Below are 26617 nucleotides of genomic sequence, written 5' to 3' on the forward strand. Positions count from 1 at the left end.
TAAGTTAGGTTCTTATAAGTAATTAAGTGGTTAAGGGTGGATTTTGTATATGGTATGTTTATGTTAAAAAAGAGAGCTCTTTTAGAAAGAGCTCTTAATCAAATTATTATTTTAGTGTTGGAGGGAAACTGGCGGCCTCAGTGACAGATGGTAGAAATAATTTACGTGGTATTGTAATAAATTCAAGCGCAATTTGCTTTGGATAAAAAAGTATTTGAGTTAAATCTAGAGCATGTATTAATAGTATCATGAAGCTTGTAAGAATGATAAAACTACCCCAAAAGAAACTTTTTGAAGTGTTGCGAAAATCTTTTATTAAAGAAAAGAATGAAAAAAATGCGGTAACAATGAGAATAAAAAATTTATACTTATCAGCCATTGTGATCCTCCTAAAGAACAGTAATTTATATTATACCGTATTTTTCAATATTATTATAAAAAGATTTTAAAGTGAATAATAAGAAAAAAATAAAGCCATAACTTAAAATCTTAGTTTAGGTTCTATTGTTTGAATTCTTTGTTTTAGAAGGTATAAAATCTGAAATTGAAAATTTTCCAAATGAACTACCATTTTTTATTTCTGATCCAACATCAAGTGCTTAATGAAATGGTATGAAAGATTATAGGCTAGTGATACGAGATTAAATAAGAGGAATTTCCGTGCAGCAAGAGTTCTAGCTCAGATTTCTACTAGAGAAAAGTATTTAGTTGGAGTTGGTATGTTAATAAAAAACGGATGGATGTCGAAACTAAATATTCATGACATTAAGGACAAAGATCAGGAAATATAATTTGGTATTCTGGGAATAACCGGAGATCCGTAGTTAAGGTTGCATAGTATTTGTATTTTTTTTCTAATTTTTCAATTGTTGTTAAGTGATGAGAACCTAATCCGCGTCGTACACTATGTTGAGAAAGAGTCGGCCCAATTTGTAATTTTCGTTTTTTCATTGCATCGTTCCATGGACTATAAAAAAATTTAAAAATAAAAGCAGGTTCCATGTAAATGCTATAAGGATAATGCGAACCATGTCTCCCGACTCTATAGTTCCCGTGCGAATTATTGTGAATTAATCTACCGTTAAGATATAGTTGGTTTGGATTAGGTTGAATTATTATGCCGTGATAACGTTGTTTAACAAGCGGAGAGCTATATCTTGGATTAGTGTAGCCATGAGTCGGTTCATCAATCATCATAATCATTCTTATTGAAAACATATTGCCGCTCATAGTGTTAAGTGATTTGAAAAATTGTTCTTTATTATAACAGCACAGGAATTCTGTCGTATTCAATACCATTTTCCATCCTGTAATTTCTCTTTCAATTTCCATAACTTCTTGATCAACTAAATAAGCATCAAATTCGAGTGATTTTGAGTTTCGTATTTCCCAATTAGGAGCGAATGTTTTACAGATTTCAACTGAACGATCAGTGGATCCACGGTTAATAAGAATGCCATGATCAAATAGCTTTGTATGGTGCATTAACCACCATGGAAGTAAATATTCTTCATTGTAAAAATGAGAAATTAAAGTAGTCTTAATCAAAATCACCTCCTTATTTAACCTGCTTCTTATTTAATATGATATGGAAGGAAACCTATTGTTAGAAGGTTTCCTCTTAAAAGTTTTAAACCACATAGGGTATGTGGATGGATTAGTATATAAAGTAGTCTGATTGATAAAGAGTGGTATTAAAAAGTACAAAATCTAAAATGAGCATCGAATTAGTGTATAACGATTGAAACGGCACTGAAAACTAATAAAACAGCCATAATGATGTTGAATAATTGGTTATGTTTTACTAATAATTTTTGGAATATTGAACCAAATAAACTCCAACTAAATGTACTCAGTAAACCGACTATACCTAGAAATAATGAGAAAAGCAGAAAACTTGAATATGAATTGTAGTAGGGGAGTATAAAAGTAGAGACTACTGTGAGTCCGAATAATATTCCTTTTGGATTAACAAATTGAATGAAAATACCCACTGTAAATAAGTTTTTATTATTTTTTTCATTGTGATCTGCACCGCCTTTACTAGTAATTATTTTAAAGGCTAAATATAGCATATACGCGACACCTAAAATTTTTAAAGGAAATTCAATTATAGGGATAATATTAATTAATACAATATTAAAGAAACTGCATAAAGAAGTGAGGATGAAAAAACCGAATGCTACTCCAAAGCAAAAGTTTATGCTTCTCTTTAATCCATGTTGATTTGCGTATGTCATAGCTAAGAAATTGTTGGGACCAGGTGTGAAGCTACTTATAAATACAAATAACAAAAAAGAAAATATAGGCATTTCAAAACCCCCTATTTTTTGTGTGTTATAATGACCAAAAAGAACAATATAACGTGTGCTTTTTATTATACATAACGGTCGTTATATTGTATACAGTGTAGGAGTGTTTTTTATGGAAGAAATTCAACTTATTCTGGCAAAAAATTTAAAATCAATACGTGAAAAAGAAAAATTAAGTTTAGAAAAGGTCTCTCAATTAACAGGTGTAAGTAAAACAATGATTGGACAGATAGAAAGAGGAGATTCAAGCCCGACACTAACAACAATATGGAAAATTGCTAATGGTTTGAAAGTATCATTTACCTCTTTAATTAATAATCCACAGCCTGATACGAAAGTAGTTTTACGAAATGATGTTCAAGTATTGTCTGAAGACAATGGGAGATATAAGGTGTATCCCTCATTTCCTTTCCAAGATGATAGGAATTTTGAAATCTATATGGTTGAAATTGATACAGAAGGGAAATTAAGTTCAGAAGCGCATAAAGAAGGAACAGAAGAGTTTATAACGGTATTTGAAGGGAAATTGACAATTGACATAAATGATTGTCAATATACGTTAAATAATGGAGACTCAATTCGCTTTAAGGCGGATAGACCGCATACTTATACTAATTCAGGAAGAACATTAACTCGGTTAAGTATGACTATTTATTATCCAGCTTTATAAGCTGGCAATAATATAAAGAGTAAAAGTAAATGTGTATTGTTAAAACCATCTATAAGAGATGGTTTTATTTTTTTGAATATAAAAAAAGACACTCAATTGAGTGTCAATATAGTATTGCTCTCGCGTATAGGATTGGAGATGTTCCTCAAATACATATTGAGATGGTCTGTAAAGAAGAAACGATCTTCATCTTTAATGTAACATCGACATGGGGGAAGTGTAAATTGATAATATATATACGGAAAATTTAGTATAGATGTTTTCTACTATGGATATAGTACAATTTATTTTTATTACTTAATCACTATCGTAATATTTATCAATTGAGTATTTAGATTGTTTATTATAAAAAGAATGAATCATTTTTTAATCAATTCGTATAATTGTAAGAGAGGCACCTGTTGATCCACCTCCAACTAAATTCACGACGGATAATATACCAAATAATTGTAGTGAAATTGTATTACCAGCATTTAAATTAGTAATTAAATTATTACTATAATTTGAAGTTGATAAAGCGGGAGAAAAAATAGAGCCAGGAATTGGCGTAGAAGCGTTTAATAGTAGTCTAGTTCCAGCAAGTAGAGCGGTTGTCGTATTAACTTGATAGGTTAAATGATATCTTCCAGTTACAGGAATTGTAAATACGTCATTTGAAGCGTTAACTGTAAAATTACCAAGACTTTGGTTATTTGAAAGTGGAATGTTTGTTCCTCCTAATATGACTGAAACAGGACCACCTGATGTATTATTAGCGAACATAGAGTTTGTTGTAACGATTGAACCAGTACTTCCGGTAGGCCCAGTACTTCCGGTAGGCCCAGTACTTCCGGTAGGCCCAGTACTTCCGGTAGACCCAGTACTCCCGGTAAGCCCAGTACTTCCAGTAGGCCCCGTAGGTCCAGTAAGCCTGTAAGGGAAAATAATGTCAAGGGCCATTGACATTATTTCTTTTTTTCTAATTTCATTATTATCTTGAATATAAATCACCTCATCTTTTTAAATAGAATGATTAATTTATTATATTAATTAAAGTGGTTATAGCAACGGTAAAATGTTTAATATATGTAATAATTCTTTGGGAAGGAAAAAGAGAATAGTTATAAAGTTATTCTTTAATGATAGGGTCATAATGATGTGTATGAATTAAAAAACATGTGGAATGAGGTATTAAATTGAAACGCAATGACAATTTATCATTGAATAAGGGGATGATAGGACCAGAAAATATTGGACCTACATTTCCGATTCTTCCACCAATTTATATTCCAACAGGAGCAACAGGGCCGACTGGAATAACGGGGCCGACCGGAATAACAGGAGCAACCGGAGAAACGGGACCGACCGGAATAACAGGAGCAACCGGAGTAACCGGAGCAATAGGAATAACGGGACCGACGGGAGCAACAGGGATAACAGGAGCAACCGGAATAACGGGACCGACGGGAGTAACAGGGATAACAGGAGCAACCGGAATAACGGGACCGACGGGAGTAACAGGGATAACAGGAGCAACCGGAATAACGGGAGCAACAGGGATAACAGGAGCAACCGGAATAACGGGACCGACGGGAGCAACCGGAATAACAGGAGCAACCGGAATAACGGGACCGACGGGAGTAACAGGGATAACAGGAGCAACCGGAATAACGGGAGCAACAGGGATAACAGGAGCAACCGGAATAACAGGAGCAACCGGAATAACGGGCCCGACGGGAGTAACAGGGATAACAGGAGCAACCGGAATAACGGGAGCAACAGGGATAACAGGAGCAACCGGAATAACAGGCCCAACCGGAATAACGGGCCCGACCGGAGCAACAGGTCCAACTGGAGAAACGGGCCCGACTGGAATAACGGGCCCAACTGGAGTAACCGGGCTAACCGGAGAAACGGGACCAATTGGAATAACGGGCCCAACCGGAGCAACAGGTCCTACCGGGGGTATTGGCCCTATAACAACAACCAATTTGTTATATTATACTTTTGCAGATGGAGAGAAACTTATATATACAGATGCCGATGGGATACCTCAATATGGTACAACGAATATATTATCGCCTAGTGAAGTTTCATATATTAATTTATTTATTAATGGAATAATGCAACCACAGCCATTATATGAGGTGAGTACTGGTAAATTAACTTTATTGGATACTCAACCTCCATCGCAAGGATCTTCAATTATATTACAATTTATCATTATTAATTAAAAGGACAGATCCTTAATGAAAAGGAATCTGTCTTTTTTTGTTTTATATTTAAATAGTTAAAATTAAGTGAAGGTACATTCAATTTCTAGCTGTCATAAATGGTTGAATGATAGGGATTTTAACTTCAATCCTTTTCACAGTGTATTGGAATAAAATATAAAATGAATTTTTCAATATATTATATGAGAGTTCTCTATAATACAAACGGCTTCATGTTTAAAAAGAGAACACAATCTTAGTAAAGAAATAATGTATATTTATATAAAAAAATGGCACTGTTAATTGTTGAGTATATTCAAATTAATATGTGTATTTAAACCTAAGAGATAAACGTGGAAAAATAAAATAAACCCGTAAGTTTAGGTATTTAATCTAAGCAGTCAATTATTAAAAACATATAATTAATATGTGAGTCATGAACATAATTAAATAGCGTTTGTAAGTTTAATTATATTTCATGTTTCCTATTTTAAGTCAATATATAACATATTTTTTTACAACTTTATGATCCTTATAATAGGAAAAACTCAAATATAAAACAAGTAAGGAGGACATAAATGACAAACAATAATTGTTTTGGTCATAACCACTGCAATAATCCGATTGTTTTCACTCCAGATTGCTGTAACAATCCACAAACAGTTCCAATTACCAGTGAGCAATTAGGTAGATTAATTACTTTACTAAACTCTTTAATAGCGGCTATTGCAGCGTTTTTTGCAAATCCAAGTGATGCAAACAGATTAGCTTTACTCAATTTGTTTACTCAACTATTGAACTTACTAAATGAATTAGCACCTTCTCCAGAAGGGAATTTCTTAAAACAATTAATTCAAAGTATTATTAATTTACTACAATCTCCTAACCCAAATCTAAGTCAATTACTTTCTTTATTACAACAATTCTACAGTGCTCTTGCACCATTCTTCTTCTCTTTAATTATTGACCCTGCAAGTTTACAACTTTTATTAAACTTATTAACTCAATTAATTGGTGCTACTCCAGGAGGCGGCCCAACAGGCCCAACAGGTCCAACAGGTCCAGGAGGAGGAGCAACAGGTCCAACAGGTCCAACAGGTCCAGGAGGAGGAGCAACAGGTCCAACGGGAGCGACAGGTCCAACAGGCCCAACAGGAGCGACAGGTCCAGCAGGTACTGGTGGCGCAACAGGTTTAACAGGAGCAACAGGCCCAACGGGAGCAACAGGCCCAACGGGAGCAACAGGTTTAACTGGTGCAACAGGCTTAACAGGAGCAACGGGAGCAACAGGAGCAACAGGTCCAACAGGAGCAACAGGTCCAACAGGAGCAACAGGTTTAACAGGAGCAACAGGCTTAACAGGAGCAACGGGTGCAACTGGTGGCGGAGCTATTATTCCGTTTGCTTCAGGTACAACACCAGCAGCGTTAGTTAATGCGTTAGTAGCTAATACAGGAACTCTTCTTGGATTTGGATTTAGTCAGCCTGGTATAGCATTAACGGGTGGAACAAGTATCACATTAGCATTAGGTGTAGGTGATTATGCATTTGTAGCACCACGAGCAGGGGTTATTACGTCATTAGCAGGTTTCTTTAGTGCAACAGCTGCATTAGCTCCATTATCACCTGTTCAAGTGCAAATACAAATATTAACTGCACCTGCAGCAAGCAATACGTTTACAGTACAAGGCGCACCTCTTTTATTAACACCAGCATTTGCCGCAATAGCGATTGGTTCTACAGCATCAGGAATCATACCTGAAGCTATTCCAGTAGCAGCTGGGGATAAAATACTGTTATATGTTTCATTAACAGCAGCAAGTCCAATAGCTGCAGTTGCTGGATTTGTAAGTGCAGGTATTAATATCGTTTAATTTGTTACAATGTTTAGTAGGAAATTAAACAGGGGTTTGTATATAGTCCTTCCTAATAAATTTAGGAAGGACTATATTTTTTTGGAAAATAAGTAATAAATCAATTGAACAATTACTCTTTGTTAAGTTCGTATAAAAAAGTATAATTTACCCTTTCTCATTTAAGGAATAAGTTATGTAACTTTAAAAATTTTCGATCAGAAAAAAAGATGAATTCTTTAAAAAAAGAATTCATCCATAAAATAAACTATTTATTTTTATTGCAGTTACATCCTTTTTTCTTTACATAGCCTTGCTCGGCTAAGTCTCTTTGCGATTGGGAATTGGAAGATTGAGAATTGGAAGATTGAGAGGATGCTGAAGAGCTACTATTTTTATTATAAGAGTAGTTTTTTCGATAGTTATAATTACTCATAGTACTATCACCTCCAATTTAATATATAAATATTATATGTATGTACACTATCAATTGTTACTATTATTAATAGGAAGAGAAGATACAATAAAAAAATCTCCTCGGTATTTTCCTAGGAGATAAATGATGATTCTTTTAAAAATTTACAAATTAATAGCCCCAGTAAAGAGGAAAGTAATAAGAATCTTGGGGATACGGATTATGTTGTTGAGGGAGGGGCTGGGTTGGGTAATTTTTCATTCCACGGTTTTGATTGCAGTTTGCCGGAGGGCCAATAACAGTAGTTGATTGAATAGGAGAAACCGCTTGTTTCCATTGTTGTTCATTGAGGCAGTAAGTATGGGCCATCATATGAGCCGGAGTTAATCTTAAAATATCAGAACCGAAAATAACTTCTGGCGCTGGGGCATTGAAAATAGCTAATAAATGAGTATTATCTGCTGTAGCAATTTCATAATGCCACCACGCTTGTGGAATATTGGCAACTTGCCCGGGTTTTATCGGTAAGTTTAATATTTGATTCGTAAATGGATTAAGTAAAGAAACAACAGCAGACCCTGAAATACAATAAACAAGTTCAGCTGCATTTTGATGAATATGTGGTTCTACAACATTTCCTGTACTTAAATAAATATCTAATAATGAAGTATTTTCTAAAGTATTTAATTGTTTAATACCAAGTACATTTATATAATTTTGGGCATCTTTCCGAAAAAAATTACTTTTATTTACATCATAAGTAAAATTGGTTGAGGGGGAGGTATAGTCGATGTTTGCAGTCAATTATATTACCCGCCTTTCTATAGGGAAGTTAGGTTACAAAATTAGGATATGTGTCTAATCTTTGTTTTGTGCTGTTGTCGGTAGCTTAATAAATTCACTTATTCCATAAAGAATAAAGAATAAAGTATAAAGTATAAAGATTAAACTATATTCGTATTCCCATTCATACTTTGGATTGATGGAAAAAAGTAATGAAAATGTTAATTTAAAATTACATCAATCATTTATAAGGAGTGAATGTTCATGTCATTTAGTGAAATGATTAGAAATGAAGTACTCAGCTGGGCGGGTGTTTCTGAAAAACCGCATCGATTTGGTGGTATTGAAATAAATTATGGTAAGAAAGAACTTGGGCATCTTCATGGTGATAAATTAGCTGATTTACCATTTCCGAAGTTAAAGCGAGATGAATTAGTGAAGCAAGGATTGGTAAAACCACATCACGTATTACCTGAATCAGGATGGGTCAGTTATTATTTAAAGAGTGAAGAGGATATTCCATTTGCAATTGAGTTATTTCGTATGCAATATGATCGAATTAAAAAGTAAAGAAACAAAGTAGGATAATAAAAATTTATTTTTATGTCACATCCCTCCTTAATCGTTCGTCTTGTATGTAGAACGATTAAGGAGGGATTTTATTATGAATACATTTGATATAGCAATTGTTGGCGGTGGGCTTGCTGGATTAACAGCATCTATATATTTAGCGAAAGCTGGAAGGAAAGTGATTGTATTAGAAAAGTCCAGTCAATTCGGTGGCCGAGGGATGACTACAAATAAAAATGGAATCTGCATGAATCTTGGTGCACATGCTTTATATAGAGGTGGGGCAGCGTTTATAACTTTTAATGAGCTCGGTATGACTCTTCCAGGTGGAATACCATCTACAAAAGCACATGGAATATGGAAAGGGGATATATTCACCATCCCAACAGATTTTCGCTCAATTTTATCAACACCACTACTTTCTTGGTCTGCAAAAGTACAATTCTCACGTCTTATGATTCGTTTAGGAAATTTAGATGTAGGAGAAGTTTCGAAAATGAGTCTAACTACATGGGCAGAAAATGAAATAAAAGATCCAATGGTTCGCAATATATTTTATGCGCTATGCCGGACAACAACATATACGTTTGCTCCTACAATACAATTAGCATCATCTGTACTAAAGCAAATACAGCTTTCTATAAAAGAAGGAGTGCTTTATGTAGATGGTGGTTGGGAGACGATAATAACAAAATTAAGAGATTTAGCGAATGATATCGGGGTGCAGTTTTTGGCTAAAAAGCATGTTGTGGAAATTGAGCATTCCGAAGGTAAACAAAGAATACATTGTGTTGATGATGAGGTTTTTGAAGTAGGTACAGTCATCGTGACGACTCCGCCGAAAGAGGCTTGTAAAATAATAAAAGGTGCAGAAGGAACAAGTTTGCATAAATGGAGTGAACAATCGGTACCGGTTACTGTTGGTGCATTAGATATTGGCTTGAGACAATTACCCAATCCTATACATCAATTTGTATTAGGATTAGATCGACCTATATTTTTCACAAATCAATCGAGAGCAGCTAAATTAAGTGAAGACGGATCAATTGCAGTGAGTCTAATTAAGTACCATAATCCTGTGCTAGAGATGAATCATATTCATGAAGATAAAGAACAGTTGGAAAGTACGATGGAGTTGTTACATCCAAATTGGAAAAGAGAAGTTGTTGCACAGCAGTATTTACCGAAAATAACAGTAGTACATGGTTTTCCTCATATTGACCGTGTTGAAAAGCCGGGTCCTAATATACCTGAAATGCCAGGTGTTTATGTTGCAGGAGATTGGGCAGGGCATGATGAAATATTAGCTGATGCTGCGGTAGCAAGCGGGAAACGTGCAGCGTTACACATTTTAAAGCAATATGAAAGTGAGGCAGTTCATCATGGAAACGGAGCAGTTATATGAAGCGTATCAACCATTATTATTTTCGTTATCATACAGAATCCTTGGGAGTGTTATGGATGCTGAGGATATCGTTCAGGATGTATTTATCTCGCTAAATAATATAGAAGATCCACAATCTATAGAAAATATGAAAGCATATTTATGTAAGATGGCGACAAATCGTTCAATTGATAAATTACGATCGGCAGCGCATAAACGTAACGTGTATGTAGGGATGTGGTTACCAGAGCCACTTGTGGAAGAGAGTGATGAGCCATCAAAGTCATTTATAATGAAAGAATCCCTTTCCACCGCATATTTATTACTTTTACAACAACTATCTGAGGTAGAAAGGATTGTTTTCATATTAAGAGAGGTTTTCAGTTATGAATACGAAGAAATAGCTTCAATTGTTGATAAGAGTAGTGTGAACTGCAGGAAGATCTTTCAACGTGCACGAAAAAGCATGTTGGAGAAACCGAAGCAATCAAAATTAAGCACGGAGAAAATGGCTTCTTATGTTGAAAAGTTTGTAGCATCATTACAGTGTGGGGATACGGAAGGTATGTTGGAAGTATTAAAAACAGATGCTATACTCAAAGCTGATGGTGGCGGTAAAGTTACGACTGCGATCAATCCAATTTATTCTGCAGATCGAATTATTCGCTTGTTCTTTGGGATTGCACAACGATTGACAGAAGAGTACACTGTTGATTTTAAAATGGTAAATGGTATACCAGGAGTTATAGTTACAATAAATAATAAAGTAACGTATGTTCTTTCGTTTGCATTTGAGGATGAGAAGATTTCAAATATTTATATGATGGTTAATCCTGAAAAACTTATGCATTTAAATGTAAAAATATAAAAAAGCGCATTTCTTTAGAAATGCGTTTTTTTATTATTTTTCTAACATTTCAAGAGGTACATCTTTTTCGCCAGCTACCTCAAATTTAATTTCCCCGTCTTCTTCATAAATACGTGTAATAATCGGTATAGTAATCATTAATTTTTTATGCTGCTTTCGTTTTCGAGCAGCATCTAAGCTAATCACGTTCATTTGTAAGCATCCTTTCTTCTGGAAATATATAAACAAAGAAAATGCGTCCGAAAAGGGCGCTTAATTGAATTTGAAATACCGATTCATTTAAATGGGGTTTATATAATTTAATAACTGCAATTTTAATATGAAATAATATGAATGGAATAATTGCACGTAGAAATTAACTTTACCAAAAAATGAAACAATATGCTATAAAAAATTATAAATCTTTGTCATATAACAGGAAAAAGGATTTCGTTTCGCATATAATAAAAGTAGACGGGCAGCAAGAGCTTTTTCATCATATTGCTTGGAAAGGCGATGAAAAGAATGGATACGTTAGATTCATTATTACTTCAACTTGAACAATATGGAGAAGAGCATGATCGGAATAAAAAAATACGGGAAGAAAAATTACGGAATATTTCTCGTGAGATGGGGCAATTTTTATCAATTTTAGTAAAAGGGTGTAATGCAAAAAATATCTTAGAAATTGGAACTTCTAATGGTTATTCTACATTGTGGTTGGCTAATGCGGTAGAAGAAACAAATGGAAATGTAACAACTGTAGAGCTTTCTTCAGAACGAGTTGGAGAGGCACTTATCAATTTTGAAAAGGCAAACCTTTTACAAAGGATTGATGTTCACAATCAAGAAGCAGGGGCATTTTTAGATTCACAACTAGATGATTCATTTGATTTTATTTTCCTAGATTCAGAGCGTACGCAATACATGTGGTGGCTTGAACATATAAAACGTATGTTACAACCAAAAGGTTTTCTTGTTGTTGATAATGCAACTTCTCATGCAAGTGAATTAGATGAGTTTATAAAAATGATTGAAGAAGATGATACGTTTGAAACAGTGTTATTAGCGTTTCAAAAGGGAGCATTTGTAGCGCGTAAGAAGAAATAGGATTGAGTGTAATATAATTATCACATTGAAAAAGGGTGTATGTCAAAAGATTGCGTGCAGTAGTATGGGAAGGACGTAATTTATATACGTAACATACGAAGAATCCGCCTTCAGCATGTCGGTCTCTAGGTCTTAAGTCTGAGGAAAATTATGTTGTTTGCAGGTATACTTATAGTAAGAAACAGGGAATGACTGCATAAGCAGGTATTTCTTGAAAATTGATTTCATATAGGCTGTTTGCAAATGAAATACAATATATTAGATGAAATATAGTGCACATAAATTCGCACATATAAATAAAGGAGCGATTTTGTTGACTGAACTCGAGAAAAAAGAACCCGTATCAATTGTGAAAGATAATAATGTAGAAGTAGTAGTTGATACAGTTATAAAAGATGAAGAACTTGATGAATTAAATAAAGAAGCCGATCTTTATGTACAAAAGTTAAATAGCGAGCAAAATACAGATTTATCGAAAGTATTGTCGCAGCTAGGAGATTTGGGGGATAAAGAACAACAAGCAGCAGGACAAACGTTATCAGCATTAAAACGTCCTGTCACAGCGATGATGAATGGAAAGAATGAAGAAATTCCAAATACATTGTTAGAATTACGCAAAGTAGTATCAGAGCTTGATCCGAATTCATTAAAAGCAAGTGGTATGAAGAAAATTATGTTTAAAGTATTTAAGAAAAATCCACTTGAAACATACGTGCATAAATATCAATCTATAGATAAGCAAATTGAGGAAATTATTAGATCCCTTCTAATTGGTCGTGATAACTTACAAGAGGATACAGTTGGTCTTGAAATGTTAAAAGAACAATCGCACGATAAAATTCATGCTCTTGATAAACAAGTATACTTAGGGAAAAAGCTTGCTGGCATGCTTGAAGCTGAGAAACAAAACCCAGAGCGTCAAAGGGATATTCCGTTAATTAACGATGCATTAGAAAAGATACTTGTACGTACACGTAATATGCAGCAAGCGAAAAGTGTATTATTACAATCTATAGCTTCTGTAGACATCATTAAGAAAAATAATGAAAAATTAACAGAGGCGATACGTAATGCGATTACGATGACACAAAACGTTGTAACAGTTTCAGCTGCTATTCAGCTTGCATTAACGAATCAACGGAAAACAATTGATGCCGTAAATGCGACGAATGAAGCAATTGAATCGATGGTATTAAGTAATTCTCAAGCGTTAAAACAAAATACAGAAGAAACGACGAAATTGCTTGAAAACCCTGCTATTAGCATGGATAAATTACGTGAATCATTCCAAAATGTGTTCGCTGCAATTGAAGCATCTGAAAAATCGTCAGAACGTATTATTGAGTCAAGCAAGAAGTTCGTTATTGAACTAGACACATTTAATGATGAGATGAAGCAGAAACTCATTCAGCGTCCAAGGAAATAACGGATTATTAGAGGAGGTGAACAAATGAGTTTCATTCAAACAGTACTATTACTACTCGGTACATTGCTTTTAATAGCATTTACTGTCGTTGTTTTAGTCGTATACTTCGGGCGGAAACTGTATTTTTCATGGACGAAGCCATATAAAAGAGCGCAAGATTCTCTAGATAAGATATCAAACAAATCAATACCGTTTCTACAAGAATTTACACAACATCCACTGTTTTATCGCTGGATTCGCACCGAAGGAAAGAAAGAACAAAATACATTAAATACTCTATTTTGTGCATCAGGTCAACGTACGAGAGAGCAAGTCTTCTCGATGTTACCGAAAGAAAAGCAGAAAAAAGTGCATGTAATGGCAAAAACTACGAAAAAGCTTACGAATGAAGATATTGATGTGGCTGCGATGAAAGTGAAAGATTTCTTAAGACAAGAAACGCAGCAAACTGTAAAACCGACAGACTTATCATTTTACAAATTGTATTTTTATGACCGTTATCCAGACGCATTAAATACAATTCAAGCGTATAAACGCTCAATAAATCCTTCATTACAAAGAACGGTTGATGATATTACAATTTCGGTATTAAATGCACTTCCGTACTATCAAGAGCAACGCATGTTTGAACAACAACATAAACTTGAAACATTCTTAATGAAAGATTTAACGGCCATGTTATCGTTGGTAGTACAATTACCACCTTCACAAAGACCAGAGAAGGAAGAAGAACTGAAGATCTACTTGGAAAATTTCAAAAAAGAAATGGAAGTAGTAGAGCGAGATATTCGCGACTCGATTGATCACGATTTAAATGTGAAGATGAGGGCAGCGACTGAGAAGTTTAAGAATAAATAACAAAAAGCGCCTTAAAAGCTAAGTATCACAGCTTTAAGGCGCTTTTTTTATGAGGTTTTATTTTGCACTAACGGTAGTATGACTAGAAGCCACACTTTCATTATGCAATCGATCAACTGCAGTTACGACATAGGTATACGTTTCTCCGGAAATAGCGGTTTTATCTACATAAATTTCTCCAAGTTTTGTTTTTCTTACAGTAGTAAGTAAATTTTTGGGATTTTGTACATCCACTTCATTTTTCCCATTCACGCGGTAAATAGCGTAATAAGCAGAATCATTATCTCTATTGTCAATGATACCGATTGCAATACCTTCATCTCTTGGAATGGCGCCTTTTAAAGTCGGTTGTTTTGGTGGATCATGATCAAGCCAAGGCATAGGCGGGATTAATGCAGGATGTTTATATATGTTTTTTGAAAGTCTATCTTTAACTCCGAGTGGATTGTTATTAATATCTTTTAAGCTAAAATGCATACTACCTTTTATATCAGGATATAGCCGGTTTAATGCAATTTGTTTTGGATATTCTTCTGGATCAGACCAAGCAGGGACGGAGTTATTATTAATTTTATAGGCCGCTTGACCGATGTATAGGTGAATCGGTTTCTTATTTGTTTCTTTAACCCACCAATCTACTAATATGTCATATGCAGCTGGGGTGAAACCTATATTCCAATATATTTGCGGTGTAATGTAGTCAATATATCCTTTTTGTATCCACTCACGTGTGTCAGCATAAAGGTCATCATAGTTTCTTTGGCCTGCGGTTGTGTTAGAGCCAGTGGGATCGTCAGCTATATTTCGCCATACGCCGAACGGACTAATGCCAAACTTTACATATGATTTTTCTTGTTTTATAGCAGTATTTAAATCTTTTACAAGTTCATTTACATTGTTACGTCGCCAATCTTCTATATTTGTAAATCTACCATTATTATATGTTTCGTACGTTTTCTGATCTGGAAATTCTTCACCGGCTACTTTATATGGGTAAAAATAATCATCCATATGCAGCGCATCAATATCGTAATTTTGTACGATTTCTAAAGCGCCTTCTGTTATAAATTTTTTCACTTCCGGAATACCGGGATTGTAATATAACTTTCCGCCATAAGGGACAACCCAATCGGGATGTTGCCTTGCAGGGTGATTATTTGATAATCGATTTATATCGGTGTGATTCATCGTTATTCGGTATGGATTAATCCAAGCGTGGAATTCTATATTTCTTTTATGAGTTTCTTCAATCATAAATGCGAGCGGGTCATAACCAGGATCTTTTCCTTGTGTTCCTGTAATGTATTCAGACCAAGGACCGTAATTTGAAGGATAGAAAGCATCAGCGGTTGGTTTAATTTGTACAACAACTGCATTCATACCAGTGCTTTTTACATCGTCTAATAATCTTATAAATTCTTGCTTCTGTTTTTCAATAGGTAAGCCAGTTTTTGAGGGCCAATCAATATTCAGAACTGATGCGATCCATACAGCACGTAATTCATGTTTTTTGTACGTAGTATTTACTTCAGCATAAGTAGAGTGAGGGGGAATGAAAGAGAAAGGGATGAACAAGATAACGATACAACATATCATTAATAAACGTTTAACGATCATTTATAAGCCTCCCTATCATATGATTATTTAAAATAATATCTGAGGCGAGGTTGACCTTGCAATAGAGAAAATTGCATATTGAAACATTAATTTAATAGGAAAAATATTTTTAATGAAATTTACTTTCATTATAACTAAATTCATTTACTACTTCATATGCTTGTTAGTAAAGTGAAACTTCCTTTCATTTGAAGGGTAATAAATTATAAGTATAGGAGGATTAATAAATGAAAGTTTTGTTCGTCTGTTCTGGAGGAATGTCCAGTGCAATTGTTGTAAACGCTTTAAAAAAAGAAGCGGAGAAAAATGGTGTGAACATGGAAGTGCATGCAATTGGAACGAATGAGGTAGAGGAAGAAGTAAAGAATGGCTGGGATGTCGTAATGGTGGCACCTCAAATAAGACACCGATTTGACTCTGTAAAAAAAATTGCAGAGGAGGAATCTATTCCGTGTGGCATCATACCGCCGCAAGCATACACACCGCTTGGCGGCCCGACTTTATTAAAAACTGTAAATGAATTAATCAGTTAGGGGGAAACGTTATGAATAAGTTTGTCACGTTTCTTGATAAGAACTTATCTGGACCGATGGCAAGGCTTTCTGAGCAGAGACATTTACAAGCAATCCGTGATGGAGTTATTTCGGCGTTACCATTTATTATAGTAGGAAGCTTCTTTTTAATAGTAGCATTTCCACCACTGCCGAAAGATAGTTTTATATCAGTTTGGGCATTAAAGAATCAAACAAGTATATTGATACCATATCGTTTAACCATGTTTATTATGTCCTTATATATCGCATTTGGAATAGGATATAATTTAGCGAAAAGTTATAAATTAGATGCTTTATCAGGAGCACAGCTCGCGGTATGTTCACTACTTTTAACATTAACGCCTGAGTTAATTGATAAAAAAGGATTCATGCTTCCGATGACAAATCTCGGAGGTCATGGATTATTTGTGACGATGATTGTTTCTATTTTATCCGTAGAGATTTTAAGGTTTTGTAAGAAGAAAAATGTAATGATTAAAATGCCAGAACAAGTACCGCCATCTGTATCGCGTTCATTTGAAGCACTTATACCTGCAGCATTCGTTATTATTATAATGAGTCTAGTAACTGTCGTTTTTAGCATTGATTTACACCATGTTGTTGATAAATTAGCAGCACCATTAGTAAAAGCTGGGGATAGTTACTTCGGTGTAATGATTCCAGTGTTTTTAATTACGTTTTTTTGGTCATTCGGAATCCATGGTGTGTCGGTTGTTGGAACTGTTGCTCGGCCATTATGGGAAGTATACCTAGGGAAAAATGGTGAAGCAGTTGCTAGTGGAGCAGATCAGTTGCCATTTATTTCACCAGAGCCGTTATATCAATGGTTTATATGGATTGGCGGTTCTGGTGCGACGTTAGGGCTTGTATTAGCTATGATTGTATTTGGTCGATCGAAATATTCGAAAGCATTATCAAGAACTTGTATTGTTCCGGGTATTTTTAATATTAATGAACCAGTCATATTCGGATTACCGATTGTACTAAATCCAATTTTAATTATCCCATTTATCATTACACCACTTGTAACAGCAACTGTTGCATATTCAGCAACTGCGATGGGATTTGTAACACCAACGCATATTATGCCGCCATGGACACTACCTGCTCCAATTGGTGCATATTTAGCAACAGGTGGAGATTGGCGTGCGATTGTATTAGTTTTTATAAATATAGCAATATCGTTCCTTATTTATTTACCATTCTTTAAAATGTACGACAAAAATATGCTTGAAATTGAAAAAAATGGTGACGGGGAATCTGTTAATCCTTAATCTGCACGCTGTTATTTTGAGTGATAGACTTTTTGTCTATCACTTCTTTCACATTAAAACTAGAAAGGGGGAAATAGAATGAATATAAAATTTAGTTATAAAGGCGTATTTTTATTATTATTTGGAGTGATTTGTGCAAATTTACTTTTTGTCCCTTTATTAGGCATGCTAAATCTATCACAAATGCATAGTATCTGGCTTGTTACAAGTATTGCGGCAAGCGTTTTGCTTACGGTAGTTGTTTCTTTCATTGATGGATCGTTTGCATCGAAAGCTCAGTTGTTTTTTAGATTTATATTGTTTTCGATTGGTTGTACGTTCGTTACTTACATGATTGTTTTTTAGTAAATAGGAGGTCATGCACGTTATGTATATTGCAGGGGTAATGTCTGGTACTTCATTAGATGGAATAGATGTAGCGCTCGTTCATATAGAAGGAAGTGGTGTAGATTCTAAAATCCAACTCATCCATTTTACTACTGTTCCATTTTGTAATGATATGAAAAATGAGATCCAACAAGCGTTATCAATTGAAACTTCGAATGTCCAACTTATATGTAGTTTAAATTTTAAACTTGGTTTATGCTTCGCCAATGCTGTAAAGGAAGTTTGTAAAGAGGCCAATTTTCCTTTGAGACAATTAGATTTAATAGGCTCTCACGGACAAACGATTTATCATCAGCCAAAGCAAGAAGGGAATATTATTTCTTCAACATTGCAAATTGGGGAACCAGCAGTAATAGCATATGAAACGAACACGATGGTTATCTCGAATTTCCGAACGATGGACATGGCGGCAGGGGGACAAGGTGCACCACTTGTACCATATTCAGAGATTATTTTATATCGGCATCAAACTAAAAATAGACTACTACAAAATATTGGTGGGATTGGTAATGTTACAGTGGTTCCAAGTAAACGAAGTAAAGAGAGTGTTATTGCTTTCGATACTGGACCAGGCAACATGGTAATCGATGAAGTATGTCAAAGATTATTTCATGTACCATATGATCAAAATGGTTGGATTGCAAAGCAGGGGGTAGTTGTAGATGAAATTTTAACATACTGTATGAACCATCCATTTTTGAACATGAAACCACCAAAAACAACAGGTAGAGAACAGTTTGGAGAAGCGTTTGTGACTGAATTATTGAATCGATTTAAAAAGCATAGTAAAGAAAATATATTGGCAACTGTCACGATGTTTACAGCATGTTCAATTGTTCATCATTATAAGGCGTTTATTTTGCCGTATTATGAAATTGATGAGGTGATTTTAGGTGGTGGTGGAAGTTATAATAATACACTTGTTGAAATGTTACGGAATGGATTAAGAGAAGAGAAATGTAGCATATGTATACAAGAAGATATTGGTCATTCTTCAGCAGCGAAAGAAGCAATTGCATTTGCTATTTTAGCAAACGAAACGTATCATCGTAATCCGAGTAATGTGCCGAGCGCAACAGGTGCTAAGAATTCCGTAATTTTAGGGAATATAACATTCCCTCCATACGCAGATGAAAATGAGGCGAACATATGAAGTATATGATTGGAGTAGATGGCGGGGGAACGAAGACCGAGGCAATTGCATTTGATAAAGACGGAAATGAACTTGTAAGAGCTACCAGTGGTTTTGGAAACATATTAATAGATTTTGAAGAAGCTCTTGTGCATATTATGGAAGCAATTAATCAATGCCAGAAGAGTTTAATAAATGGGCATTGCGTTTGTGTTTGTTTAGGATTAGCTGGTATAAGCGGAGCGAATACAAATGAATTAACATTACGTTTAAAAAAGAAATACGGAACAAAAATTGAAATTTTTAATGATGCAATGATCGCACATGCAGCTGCTTTAAAAGGTAAGGATGGAATATTAACTATAGGTGGTACAGGTGCAATTTGTATAGGAATGAAAGGAGAAGTATATCAGTATAGCGGTGGATGGGGACATATTTTAGGAGATGAGGGGAGCGGATATTGGATTGCATTACAAGCTTTAAAGAAAATGGCAATTCAGTTCGATCAAGGAATCAGTCTTTGTCCATTGAGTTTGAATATTCAAAGGCAGTTTCAACTTTTGACACCGTCTCATATAAAAAGCTTAGTATATACTTCTTCTAAAGATAAAATTGCAGCAATCGCCCCATTAGTTATTCAGGAAGCGAGAGATGGCAATGATGATGCGCATGAAATTATGATGCAAGCTGGAAAGGAATTAGCAAGGATTACAGTAAATGTTTATAACAAGTTGAACTTTAAGCACTCAACGCCAATTGCAGCAAGTGGCAGTATATTGCGTTTAGTTCCTGAAATATTTGCTGTATTTAAGAAATGCTGTGAAGAAAGTATGAAAGAAATTACATTCGTATCACAAGCAGAAATGGCAGTGAAAGGAACATATTATTTAATGAGGGATATATATTTTTAAAAATAGGTATGAGAATTTTTGTATGATTTGTAAAAATATGATGTTAAAATGTATAAAGGGATGTATGTTAAAAACGTACAATATACGTAGTAATTGAATATTGTATATGTATTCCCATGTAGAAAGTGAATGATTACATGATTAATAGTATGCAGTTTTTATATTTGGTGGCTTCTTATTTAATTGGAAACATATTGACCGCTTATATAGTAACAAAATTGAGACATAACGTTGATATTAGGGATGAAGGAAGCGGAAATCCTGGCGCAAGAAATATGGGGCGCGTATATGGAAAAGGGTATTTCATCGCTACATTTTTAGGTGATGCAATTAAAGGGGCAATCGTTGTTGCTGTAGCAAAATATCTTTTTGAAGATCCTACATTCGTAATGTTAACATTATTGGCCGTTATTATTGGACATATTTATCCAGTTTTATTTAAAGGCAAGGGCGGTAAAGGTATTTCAACATTTATAGGAGGACTAATCGCATTTGATTATTTGATAGCGCTTACCCTCTTAGGCATTTTTATTGTATTTTATTTAATATTTAAAGGGTTTACGAAGCCAGGACTAATTACGATTGCTTGTTTACCAATTTGTATGATTCTTTATTCTTATTCTATTGTTACCACTATATTAAGTGGAATAATTATTGTACTTATTCTATATGTAAATCGAGAATAAAATGAGTGTTTAATAAGTGGGGATAATCTCCACTTATCATTTTTTATTAAATAGATAAAGGAGATAAGGCATGGGGTTAATTTATAAAGTTGCTGATCAAGATTGGGAATTTGAAAGTATACATAAATTGAATTATAAAACTTTTGTAGAAGAGATACCACAACATGAAGAAACGAAAGAACGGTTTCGTATAGATCGGTTTCATAAAGAAAATACATATTTAATTTGTTTAGATGAGGATAGATTAGTAGGTATGGTCGCAGTGCGGGGAAAACGACCATTCTCGTTAGATTATAAAATTTCAAATTTAGATATTTATTTGCAAGAGCATGGAGAAAAAGTGTATGAAATTCGTTTACTTTCAGTAGAACGTGAATATAGAAATGGAAGAGCGTTGTTAGGATTAATTCGTTTTCTACATCGTTATTTGCTTCTAAATGGATATGAATTAGCACTCATTTCTGCAACAACACGTGAACTAGCTTTATATGAGCAAATGGGATTCAAATTTTTCCATACGTTAGTTGGTACAGAAGAAGCAGCCTTCCAGCCAATGTATGTTACCCCTGCTATGTTTGAAGAGTCGAGTGTTGGGGGGATTATGACGAAAGAATATACGTTTTTACCTGGTCCAGTAGATATTGAAGAGAACGTTCGAAAGGCATTTTCTACGCGACCTATTTCCCATCGCTCTAAGTCATTTCAAGTGATGATGGACAATGTGAAAAAACGGTTACTTCACATGACAAAAGCAAAACATGTACAGCTTATGTTAGGAACAGGGACGTTAGCAAATGATGCGATTGCTTTACAGTTACGTTCTTTAAAAGGGAAAGGACTAGTATTAACAAATGGGGAATTTGGTAATAGATTAGTTGGACATGCAAAACGAGCACGGTTACATTTTGATACTTATAAAAAGGAAATGGGAGATCCATTTATTTATACCGAATTAGAAGAAATTATGACAACTGGAAATTATGAATGGATTTGGTTTGTTCATCATGAAACATCTACTGGAATGTTAAACGATTTAAACGAGCTAAATACTCTTTGTAACGAGAATCAAATGAAACTGTGTGTAGATTGCATAAGCTCAATTGGAGCAATACCATTAGACTTGAAGGATGTGTATTTTGCAAGTGGTGTTAGCGGTAAAGCGATTAAATCATATACAGGAATTTCTTTCGTTTTTCATAACCACATTGTAAAAATAAACGAGGCTGTGCCGGCCTATATGGACATTGGCATGTATGAAGAAAATGAAAGTATTCCATACTCACAATCATGGAATTTAATTTATGCATTGCAAGAAGCGTTGAAGAGATTTGAAGATGAAAAGGCATTTGTAAAAATTAAAGAGACATATGATTATGTTGAAGAAGTTATTACTGATATGGGTTTAAGGCTTGTTTCACCTAAAGAACATGCCGCGCCAATTATACTTACTATTGTATTGAGCGAAGATTATTCTTCTAAAGTAGTAGGCGATACATTAGCATTACAAGGATACATCGTTCATTATGAGTCATCTTATTTACAAAAGAATAATTGGATCCAAATTGCATGTTTAAATCATTATAAAGAACGCGATATGAAGAGGATGTTAAATTGTTTGCAAATGTGTTTATTTCAGAGTGGGGTACATATATAAAGACTTTTTCTTTTCGTATAAAGGAGCTACGACTTACGAAAACTTAGGAATAGAACATTGGAAGAGGTGTCAGTATGATAACTAGAAAACTACCATTACATATAGACGATATTAAAAAAGCTCACAAAATTCTAGATAGAAATGCTCGTAAAACGCCATTAGTAAAATCTTTTTACTTGACTAGTAAAACGGGTGGAGAAATTCATTTGAAATTAGAAAATATGCAATTAACGGGTTCTTTTAAATTTCGTGGCGCATTTAATAAAATGTCGCGGCTCACGGATCAAGAAAAAGAAAGAGGTGTAATTGCATGTTCAGCAGGTAATCATGCACAAGGAGTTGCATTATCTGCTCATTTACTCGGTATTAAGAGTAAAATTGTTATGCCAATTTCTGCACCGCAGGCGAAAGTTGAAGCAACTAAAGGATATGGATCTGAAGTGATTTTACATGGTGAAACCTTTGATGATGCAAAGGCAAAATGTGAAGAAATTATAAGAGAAACAGGTGAAACATACTTACATCCATATGATGATGTAGAGGTAATGGCTGGTCAAGGTACAATTGGATTAGATATTCTTGATGATATGTGGGATGTAGATACTGTCATTGTACCAATTGGTGGAGGCGGAATTATTTCTGGCATTTCTGTAGCATTGAAATCTTTTAATCCATCCATTAATATAATTGGTGTCCAAGCAGATAATGTTCATGGAATGAAGGCATCTTACGATAAAGGAGCAATCGTAGAACACTATGAGGCGCCTACTATTGCAGATGGTTGCGCAGTTAAAATACCAGGTGAATTAACATTTGAAATTGTAAAAGAATTAGTAGATGATATTGTAACTGTATCAGAAAAAGAGCTGGAAGTAGCGATGAAAGATTTATTACAACGTGGGAAAGCTGTTGTAGAAGGTGCAGGTGCATTAGCAACTGCTGCACTTCTTGCAGGAAAAGTTGATAGTTATATAAAAGGGAAAAAAGTAGTGGCTGTTATATCTGGTGGGAACGTGGACTTACAGCGCATATCAAGTGTATGTGAGCACTTTTTTGTCGCTAATGAAGTGAAATAGTTTTATGAAAGAAGAGCTAAGAGAAATGATCTTAGCTCTTACTTTTTGTCTACCGTTTACTGTAAGTAGAAATAAACTTGCAAAATTTGCTGTTTAAAAATTATTTTATTTAAGCGCCTATTTTTACACATATCTTTAATGTTATAATAATTATTTCAATATTGTCGAAACGTAAGCAGAAATTTAATATAATAGTTTTAATGTGCTAATGAGCGGTGAGGAGGGTAGGGCATGAATAAAGAAGAACAGGTCATGAACGGTTTCAGGGAATTATATAATAAGCTGGTTTGGCTTAATAAAGATAAGATGGAAGAGGGTCTTAAAGGTTTTAAGTCTTCTGAAGTCCACTGCATTGAATATATTGAAAACAATGCAGATTCTAACGTGACACAACTCGCAGAGGCTTTTTATGTGACTCGCGGTGCTATAAGTAGAATGACTAAGAAGCTCATACAAAAAGGCCTTGTTGAAAGCTACCAAAAGTCAGAAAATAAGAAAGAAATTTATTTTAGGCTTACCGAACAAGGGAAAGAAATTTATAAAATCCATGAAAATCTGCACAAAGAGTTTCAAGAGCGAGATAAAGCTGTATTTGAACAAGTAACTGAAGAAGAATTCAACAGTATAATTAGCTTTGTGGAAAAGTATAGTAGACATTTGGATGCGGAAATAAAGAAACAAGGTATACATATTAAATCGTAATATATTTTAATAATAAAGTGAAACTTTAATCAGTGGGGGGGCTTCATCTCCACTGATTATCAGCCCTCACCAATCGGGCTTTTACGGGCAGCCTTACTCTAATGAGAATAGGCTGCTTTTTTATTATTTTATTTTTGTTGACTAATCAACAAAAAAGAGTTATTATTTTGTTGACAAAGCAACAATTTTTTTAGGAGAGAAGTTAAATGTCTATATTTAGATTGAAAAATGAAAGGGGAACTGAAAAAAGCATAGATAAACATGCTTTACTATTCGGACTTATTTCTGTATTTCTTTGTGGTATAGGTTTCAGTATCATCATGCCTGTAGTCCCATTCTTAGTACAGCCATATACAAGTAATCCGGAAGAACAAGCATTGGTTGTTACACTACTAACTTCCGTATATGCGGCCTGCGTGTTTTTAACTGCACCAGTACTCGGAGCTTTAAGCGATAAGTATGGCCGTCGTCCATTACTTTTAATATGCTTATTTGGTTCTGCAATTGGGTACTTAGTTTTGGGAATAGGAGGAGCTTTATGGGTACTATTTGCTGGACGCATAATAGAAGGTATAACAGGTGGGAGCATAAGTACTATCTTCGCATATTTTGCAGACATCATTCCAAAAGAGCAGAGAACGAAATACTTTGGATGGGTGAGTGCAGTTGTAGGTGCGGGAACTATCATTGGCCCAACCATTGGGGGGGTACTTGCCAAGTTTGGTGATACTGTACCTATGTATTTTGGTGCAATCATAACGTTAATAAATGTTGTATATGGGATCAAATATATGCCTGAGAGCCTTGAAAAAAATAATAGGTTGAAAGAGATTACGTTTGTAAGGTTAAATCCTTTTGTACAGCTAGCAAACATACTTTCCATGAAAAATTTAAAGTGGTTACTTGTCTCAGCGTTTTTACTTTGGATACCTAACGGATCTTTACAAGCAATTTTCACGCAATTTACAATGGATACTTTCAGTTGGAAACCAGCATTAATCGGACTTATGTTTTCAATTTTGGGCTTTCAAGACATTGTTTCACAAAGTTTTATCATGCCAAAGCTTTTGATCAAGCTTAGTGATAAACAAATAGCAATTCTTGGGATGGTTTCGGAGATTATAGGATACAGTTTTATTGCGGCATCAGCTTTGTTTTCACTCTATCCACTACTTATCGCTGGGATGCTGATGTATGGTTTTGGGGATTCAATTTTCGGGCCTTCATTCAACGGGATGCTTTCAAAGTCTGTCAGTTCTAGTGAACAAGGAAGGATTCAAGGTGGAAGCCAATCTATTCAAGCTTTAGCAAGAATGATTGGTCCTATTCTTGGAGGACAAATCTATGTATCACTTGGTCATGCCGCACCTGCTTTTATGGGTATGATTCTTATAGTAGCGGCAATAGCAGTTTTATATAAGGGAACGCATGAAACTGTATAACAGATAGATATAAGAATAAATAAAAGGGAGTCAGAACTTAGGAACAAGTGCTGATTCCCTATTTGTTTACGGTTTGAGAGCTAAGAGAAAAGCTTTTGTTTAGGAATTTATTCTGCTATGCTCTCATGGTGAAGAGTAATATTCAGTGAGGTGGAACTATCATTAATTACAGTTAGCTTTATTTGAAAGTAAAAAGGTAGGTAAATGACTAGATAGTTTCATTATGCTTGTGCTGAAGTAAATAATGACTCCATCTTTATTTTGCTCTTTTCTCGAATTTCAGCATCTGCGTGTCTCATAACGTATTTATGCGCTACAGCGATTGCTAAAACATCATCTAATAAGCCAATCCCAATAATAGCAGCTATATCTGGAATGAAATCGATTGTTAATACGTAATAAGATAAAGCGGCTAATATTATGAATTTCGCTTTAGTAGGTAATTCTTTCTTTTTCATTGTGTAGAATAAAATAATACTTTCATATACGCTAGATTTACCGAGGTTTACAGAGCTTTTTTTGAACTTTTTCCAAAGTGTCTGTTTCTCCATATAAACACTCCTTTTACAAAACATAGATTTTTTAAAAGGATGGACAAAGAAGTGAAAGATTAATCAATTTTATTGTTTTTCTTAATTATATATTTCCATAAAAATAGGGGAATACCTGTTCAAAATATTATAATGTGGATTATTTTGAACAGTGTTCCGTTACATAGTATGTGTTCGTTCCAAGTAAAGGTACTACGCAGGTAACGTTTGG

Annotated in this window: 27 protein-coding genes; 19 read left to right on the top strand and 8 right to left on the bottom strand. The window is 34.6% G+C overall.

All coding sequences use genetic code 11. The features are described from left to right. Positions 1-106: 106 nt before the first annotated feature. The 3 genes from ACTL4X_RS11700 to ACTL4X_RS11710 form a co-directional block, all read right to left on the bottom strand. Positions 107-379, bottom strand: a complete 273-nt coding sequence (locus ACTL4X_RS11700; protein WP_000774114.1) for a hypothetical protein — start codon at positions 377-379, stop codon at positions 107-109. A 386-nt stretch (positions 380-765) separates the two neighbouring features. Further along, positions 766-1548 (bottom strand): glycosyltransferase family 2 protein, encoded by a 783-nt coding sequence (locus ACTL4X_RS11705; protein ID WP_000598284.1) that lies wholly within the window; start codon positions 1546-1548, stop codon positions 766-768. 179 nt (positions 1549-1727) lie between these two features. Next, a complete protein-coding gene (locus tag ACTL4X_RS11710; protein ID WP_016122493.1) occupies positions 1728-2312 on the bottom strand; it encodes a LysE family translocator in 585 nt (194 codons plus the stop codon). Between the two features lie 55 nt (positions 2313-2367). Between ACTL4X_RS11710 and ACTL4X_RS11715 the strand changes: the two genes are divergently transcribed. After that, on the top strand, positions 2368-2982 hold the full coding sequence (locus ACTL4X_RS11715; protein ID WP_130813712.1) for a helix-turn-helix domain-containing protein: 615 nt from the start codon (positions 2368-2370) through the stop codon (positions 2980-2982). A gap of 366 nt (positions 2983-3348) precedes the next feature. On the opposite strand, the gene ACTL4X_RS11720 is transcribed toward ACTL4X_RS11715, so the two are convergent. Then, positions 3349-3972, bottom strand: a complete 624-nt coding sequence (locus ACTL4X_RS11720; RefSeq protein WP_025690058.1) for a BclA C-terminal domain-containing protein — start codon at positions 3970-3972, stop codon at positions 3349-3351. Between the two features lie 185 nt (positions 3973-4157). Here ACTL4X_RS11720 and ACTL4X_RS11725 point away from each other — a divergent pair, with 185 nt between their 5' ends. Continuing rightward, positions 4158-5195 carry a DUF4183 domain-containing protein gene (locus tag ACTL4X_RS11725; protein WP_441395043.1) on the top strand — a complete coding sequence of 346 codons (1038 nt, stop codon included), beginning with the start codon at positions 4158-4160 and terminating at the stop codon, positions 5193-5195. Positions 5196-5752: 557 nt separating this feature from the next. Further along, entirely contained in the window at positions 5753-7048 is a 1296-nt protein-coding gene (locus ACTL4X_RS11730; protein ID WP_242554581.1) for an exosporium glycoprotein BclB-related protein, read from the top strand. A gap of 565 nt (positions 7049-7613) precedes the next feature. Here the strand turns inward: ACTL4X_RS11730 and ACTL4X_RS11735 are convergent. After that, positions 7614-8246 (bottom strand): cupin domain-containing protein, encoded by a 633-nt coding sequence (locus ACTL4X_RS11735; RefSeq protein ID WP_000126322.1) that lies wholly within the window; start codon positions 8244-8246, stop codon positions 7614-7616. A 243-nt stretch (positions 8247-8489) separates the two neighbouring features. Here ACTL4X_RS11735 and ACTL4X_RS11740 point away from each other — a divergent pair, with 243 nt between their 5' ends. The 3 genes from ACTL4X_RS11740 to ACTL4X_RS11750 all read left to right on the top strand — a co-directional run bounded on the left by ACTL4X_RS11740 (position 8490) and on the right by ACTL4X_RS11750 (position 11047). Continuing rightward, positions 8490-8795 carry a luciferase domain-containing protein gene (locus ACTL4X_RS11740; RefSeq protein WP_006921730.1) on the top strand — a complete coding sequence of 102 codons (306 nt, stop codon included), beginning with the start codon at positions 8490-8492 and terminating at the stop codon, positions 8793-8795. Positions 8796-8889: 94 nt separating this feature from the next. Further along, a complete protein-coding gene (locus ACTL4X_RS11745) occupies positions 8890-10200 on the top strand; it encodes a phytoene desaturase family protein (protein ID WP_049107818.1) in 1311 nt (436 codons plus the stop codon). After that, a complete protein-coding gene (locus ACTL4X_RS11750; protein WP_000447162.1) occupies positions 10178-11047 on the top strand; it encodes a sigma-70 family RNA polymerase sigma factor in 870 nt (289 codons plus the stop codon). The genes ACTL4X_RS11745 and ACTL4X_RS11750 overlap by 23 nt, the downstream gene beginning before the upstream one ends. Before the next feature lie 33 nt (positions 11048-11080). Here ACTL4X_RS11750 and ACTL4X_RS11755 read toward each other — a convergent pair whose 3' ends face one another. After that, positions 11081-11239: a hypothetical protein gene (locus ACTL4X_RS11755; RefSeq protein ID WP_001100984.1), complete on the bottom strand. Its 159-nt coding sequence runs from the start codon at positions 11237-11239 to the stop codon at positions 11081-11083. Between the two features lie 303 nt (positions 11240-11542). On the opposite strand from ACTL4X_RS11755, the gene ACTL4X_RS11760 reads away from it, so the two are divergent. The 3 genes from ACTL4X_RS11760 (at position 11543) to ACTL4X_RS11770 (ending at position 14420) form a co-directional block, all read left to right on the top strand. After that, positions 11543-12136, top strand: coding sequence for an O-methyltransferase (locus ACTL4X_RS11760; RefSeq protein WP_086412533.1), 594 nt, complete (start codon positions 11543-11545; stop codon positions 12134-12136). Between the two features lie 313 nt (positions 12137-12449). Further along, complete coding sequence (locus ACTL4X_RS11765; RefSeq protein ID WP_000137402.1) at positions 12450-13562, top strand: toxic anion resistance protein; 1113 nt, start codon at positions 12450-12452, stop codon at positions 13560-13562. 24 nt (positions 13563-13586) lie between these two features. After that, the gene (locus ACTL4X_RS11770; RefSeq protein ID WP_000008372.1) at positions 13587-14420 is read left to right on the top strand and encodes a DUF3974 domain-containing protein; all 834 of its coding nucleotides are present in this window, start codon (positions 13587-13589) and stop codon (positions 14418-14420) included. A 57-nt stretch (positions 14421-14477) separates the two neighbouring features. Here ACTL4X_RS11770 and ACTL4X_RS11775 read toward each other — a convergent pair whose 3' ends face one another. Further along, positions 14478-16037 carry a glycoside hydrolase family 10 protein gene (locus ACTL4X_RS11775; RefSeq protein ID WP_086412524.1) on the bottom strand — a complete coding sequence of 520 codons (1560 nt, stop codon included), beginning with the start codon at positions 16035-16037 and terminating at the stop codon, positions 14478-14480. 227 nt (positions 16038-16264) lie between these two features. Between ACTL4X_RS11775 and ACTL4X_RS11780 the strand changes: the two genes are divergently transcribed. From ACTL4X_RS11780 to ACTL4X_RS11825, 10 genes are all read left to right on the top strand, one after another. Then, positions 16265-16570, top strand: coding sequence for a PTS sugar transporter subunit IIB (locus ACTL4X_RS11780; protein WP_000865908.1), 306 nt, complete (start codon positions 16265-16267; stop codon positions 16568-16570). A gap of 11 nt (positions 16571-16581) precedes the next feature. Beyond that, the gene (locus ACTL4X_RS11785; RefSeq protein ID WP_001032280.1) at positions 16582-17865 is read left to right on the top strand and encodes a PTS sugar transporter subunit IIC; all 1284 of its coding nucleotides are present in this window, start codon (positions 16582-16584) and stop codon (positions 17863-17865) included. Positions 17866-17943: 78 nt separating this feature from the next. Further along, the gene (locus ACTL4X_RS11790; RefSeq protein WP_001021963.1) at positions 17944-18210 is read left to right on the top strand and encodes a hypothetical protein; all 267 of its coding nucleotides are present in this window, start codon (positions 17944-17946) and stop codon (positions 18208-18210) included. A gap of 22 nt (positions 18211-18232) precedes the next feature. Beyond that, complete coding sequence (gene anmK, locus ACTL4X_RS11795; protein ID WP_441395044.1) at positions 18233-19405, top strand: anhydro-N-acetylmuramic acid kinase AnmK; 1173 nt, start codon at positions 18233-18235, stop codon at positions 19403-19405. Next, positions 19402-20295, top strand: coding sequence for a BadF/BadG/BcrA/BcrD ATPase family protein (locus ACTL4X_RS11800; RefSeq protein WP_016122502.1), 894 nt, complete (start codon positions 19402-19404; stop codon positions 20293-20295). Before anmK ends, ACTL4X_RS11800 begins: the two co-directional genes overlap by 4 nt. A gap of 137 nt (positions 20296-20432) precedes the next feature. After that, positions 20433-20981 carry a glycerol-3-phosphate 1-O-acyltransferase PlsY gene (plsY, locus tag ACTL4X_RS11805; RefSeq protein WP_000610870.1) on the top strand — a complete coding sequence of 183 codons (549 nt, stop codon included), beginning with the start codon at positions 20433-20435 and terminating at the stop codon, positions 20979-20981. A 70-nt stretch (positions 20982-21051) separates the two neighbouring features. Further along, positions 21052-22635, top strand: coding sequence for an aminotransferase class V-fold PLP-dependent enzyme (locus ACTL4X_RS11810; protein WP_016122503.1), 1584 nt, complete (start codon positions 21052-21054; stop codon positions 22633-22635). Between the two features lie 74 nt (positions 22636-22709). Beyond that, complete coding sequence (gene tdcB / locus ACTL4X_RS11815) at positions 22710-23711, top strand: bifunctional threonine ammonia-lyase/L-serine ammonia-lyase TdcB (RefSeq protein ID WP_000632955.1); 1002 nt, start codon at positions 22710-22712, stop codon at positions 23709-23711. Between the two features lie 231 nt (positions 23712-23942). Next, positions 23943-24413 carry a MarR family transcriptional regulator gene (locus ACTL4X_RS11820; protein WP_001030904.1) on the top strand — a complete coding sequence of 157 codons (471 nt, stop codon included), beginning with the start codon at positions 23943-23945 and terminating at the stop codon, positions 24411-24413. Between the two features lie 206 nt (positions 24414-24619). Continuing rightward, on the top strand, positions 24620-25855 hold the full coding sequence (locus tag ACTL4X_RS11825; RefSeq protein ID WP_016122504.1) for an MFS transporter: 1236 nt from the start codon (positions 24620-24622) through the stop codon (positions 25853-25855). Between the two features lie 221 nt (positions 25856-26076). On the opposite strand, the gene ACTL4X_RS11830 is transcribed toward ACTL4X_RS11825, so the two are convergent. Further along, positions 26077-26406 (bottom strand): YkvA family protein, encoded by a 330-nt coding sequence (locus ACTL4X_RS11830; protein WP_000415088.1) that lies wholly within the window; start codon positions 26404-26406, stop codon positions 26077-26079. Positions 26407-26617 lie beyond the last annotated feature (211 nt).

Source organism: Bacillus sp. RE35 (assembly GCF_052146655.1).
GTDB lineage: Bacteria > Bacillota > Bacilli > Bacillales > Bacillaceae_G > Bacillus_A > Bacillus_A cereus.